The organism is Paracoccus shanxieyensis, assembly GCF_009711265.1.
GTDB lineage: Bacteria > Pseudomonadota > Alphaproteobacteria > Rhodobacterales > Rhodobacteraceae > Paracoccus > Paracoccus shanxieyensis.
The window spans coordinates 1-2,070 of record NZ_WMII01000062.1 but is presented as its reverse complement, the minus strand read 5'-3'; the positions used below and the strand labels follow the sequence as shown (position 1 = coordinate 2,070).

At 65.1% G+C, this 2,070-nt stretch carries 1 protein-coding gene and 1 pseudogene; one reads left to right on the top strand and one right to left on the bottom strand.

Features of this window, described 5'->3' with window-relative positions; all coding sequences use genetic code 11:
* A pseudogene (locus tag GL284_RS21420) lies at positions 1–211 on the top strand (LysR family transcriptional regulator); the annotation flags it as partial.
* A 521-nt stretch (positions 212–732) separates the two neighbouring features.
* On the opposite strand, the gene GL284_RS21175 reads toward GL284_RS21420, so the two are convergent.
* The coding region (locus GL284_RS21175) for an MFS transporter (RefSeq protein WP_155046382.1) at positions 733–2,070 on the bottom strand (1,338 nt) is incomplete at its 5' end.

The window sequence follows — 2,070 nt, the reverse complement described above, 5'->3', positions numbered from 1 at the left end:
GCTTGGCGTGGCGCTGATCGACGAGTTTTCGGTGGCCGAGCTTTACATGCCCGGTGTGACGCGTCGGCCTCTGGTTGAAAAGGCGGCGATCACGGCCTGGGTGGTGACGCGCAAGGGGCGGCCCTTGTCCAGTTTTGCCGAGATGACCATCGAACGCTTCCGCCGCGAGATGGCCGCGGCGGTCGCGCGGGAGGCTTGGGATGTGCCGTGACGGCGCCTGTTCCTGACGGCGCCTCGACCTTCCGCGGACCGTCGCGCATAAGCTGAAACGCCCCTTCCGGACCGTGAGGCAACCGTGCTTTGATGGAAGCGCAACCCGCTGAGCCGTGATGCCATTTCCCCACGGAACGCAAACCTCAGCTAAGCACTTCTCCCACACGCCGCAGGATAAGCACCCAAAGCGCCCGCCTTTTGCCGTGCTCGCACCGGGAAGCGTGAGATATGCCGTGAGGCAGACGGCCCGGACCTTCACGCAGCCTGGCCTCATGCGGGAACGCCGCCTTTCCCCAACCGGGACGCCACACCCTAAACCGCGACGCGGCTTTCTTGTGCTGAGACACAAATGGCCCGAACCGCCACGCCCCCTCCCGAACCGCGACGCGCCCTCCGGACCCGCGACGCAGCCCGCTCAGGACCGTGACGCGAACCTTCCCCAAACCCTTGGCTCAGCCTCCCCCCAACGCAAAACGGCCCCGGATCTCTCCGGGGCCGTCTTGTCCTTGGACCTTTCGCTTATGCCTTGCGCAGGGTTTCCGCGCGCAGCATGTCGTATTCGTCCTTGGGCATCGGCACCGCGCCGGGCTTGCCCAGATCGTCCATCCGCACCCGATAGGTCTCGCGCGCAGACCAGGCCGCCGCGGCCGAGATGCAGGTCACCGCGAAGGCGATCGAGCCGACGATCAGCCACACATTCTGCGATCCCGGAGGCGCCACGGTGGCAAACAGGGCCGGCAGCAGCGCGGTGATCGTCGTGCCGATATTCTGCGAGATCGCCATCGAGGACACGCGGGTCCGCGTCGGGAACAGCTCGGGATAGAAGCTGGGGAAGGTCGCGTTATAGCCCTGATAGACCACGCCCCACATCAGAAGCGACATCAGGATCGCCAGCGGCACCGAATGGATCGAGATCGCATAGAGATAGCCGAAGGCCAGCAGACCCGACCCCAGCGCCCCCACGATGATCGGCGGACGGCGGCCGATCTTGTCCGACAGGTTCCCCACCATCGGAATGATCAGGCAGGCCAGGATGTTGCCCATGACCGGGATCCACAGATAGACGTCCTTGTGGAAGCCGATGCCGTAAGCTGCCTGCACCGCATAGGCCGCGCCGAAGACGGTGGCGACGACGGGAATGGTGTTCATCAGCGCCATGCAGATCACGCGGATCATGTCGGGCCAGCCCATCTGGATCGCCTCGACCACGGGCGAACGCGGCGTGGCGCTTTTGGCCTCGGCCTTCTGGAAGGCGGGGGTCTCATCGACCTCGCGGCGGATGATCCAGGCGGCGATGATGACAAAGAAGCTCAGCAGGAAGGGAATGCGCCAGCCCCAGCTGTTGAAGGCCTCGTCGGGCATGAAATGCGCCAGCGGCAGAAAGACCGCAGCCGCCAGGATCTGGCCCGCCTGCACGCCCTGCAGCGTGAAGCTGGCGAAAAAGCCGCGACGGCCAAAGGGCGCGTGTTCGACCACCATCGAGCTTGCGCCCGAGATCTCGCCGGCGACGGCAAAGCCCTGCACCAGACGCAGCACCACCAGCAGGATCGGCGCCAGCATCCCCACCTGCGCATAGGTCGGAAGCAGACCCACCAGCAGCGTCGAGATCCCCATCAGGAACATGCACAGGATCAGCACGTTCTTGCGGCCATGCGTGTCGCCCAGATGGCCCAGCACGAACGCCCCGATCGGACGCGCCACATAGCCCACGCCATAGGTCGCAAGCGAGGCGATGATCGCCGTCTGCGGATTGGACGAGGGGAAAAACACCTGCGGAAACACAAGCGCCGCAGCCGTCGCATAGATGAAAAAGTCGTAATACTCCAGCGCAGACCCAACCCAGGCACTCGCCGCAGC